2 pseudogenes are annotated in these 667 nt (G+C 37.8%); both read right to left on the reverse strand.

Annotated elements, in window-relative coordinates:
• Positions 1–58: 58 nt before the first annotated feature.
• Positions 59–310, reverse strand: a pseudogene (locus OZD61_RS05710) (hypothetical protein); the annotation flags it as partial.
• A pseudogene (locus tag OZD61_RS05715) lies at positions 307–667 on the reverse strand (hypothetical protein); the annotation flags it as partial. The pseudogenes OZD61_RS05710 and OZD61_RS05715, both read right to left, overlap by 4 nt.

Raw genomic sequence — 667 nt, forward strand, 5'->3', positions numbered from 1 at the left:
AGATATACCTCTTTCTTAACTATGCTTATTTTACCTCATATTTTCGAGATCCTTAACAGGTTCTAACAACTACCGAGGAATCCTCGACTGTTCCATCAACGACAATCCTCGCTTCAAACCTGGCTTTCAATGCTAATTCTTCTGTTCCAGGATCTTTTCCAGATTCTAAACTCACAAGCTCTACAAATAACGCTGGCGCTAATAATTCTTTTCTTATTGCTGGATAAATTTCACATGTCTGTATAGCCGGTATTTCTTCCTTTAACTTAGTACAAATTGCTTGATGTAAATCTTTCCAGAACTTTGTCATATCTTTAAAATATAGTTTAGCTCATGCTTAAAGTATTTCTCAAACACTCTCTCACTCTCATAATCAACAAGGTCTTTTATTATTCTTGAGCCTTCAGGTTTCAGTGGTAGCTTTACTTCTTGTATTGGCAATGCTGCTCTTCCTTCACGTTTAAAAATACCGCTATTTCCTTTTGGCATAACTGCTGCAAATCCTCCTATAAACTCATGCTTTCCTACTTTCGATCCTCTTCTTGTTTTTTGTATTTTGCCAATGTGTGTCCAGAGAAGGTGAGTATGTTCAGTAGAAGTTAAACCTACCGGGATAAAAGTCGGAGTCCCGTAGCTTGGGTAGCAGCATGTAGGGAGACCAAAGTGT

Source organism: Wolbachia endosymbiont of Drosophila bocki (assembly GCF_028982005.1).
Taxonomy (GTDB): Bacteria; Pseudomonadota; Alphaproteobacteria; order Rickettsiales; family Anaplasmataceae; genus Wolbachia; species Wolbachia pipientis.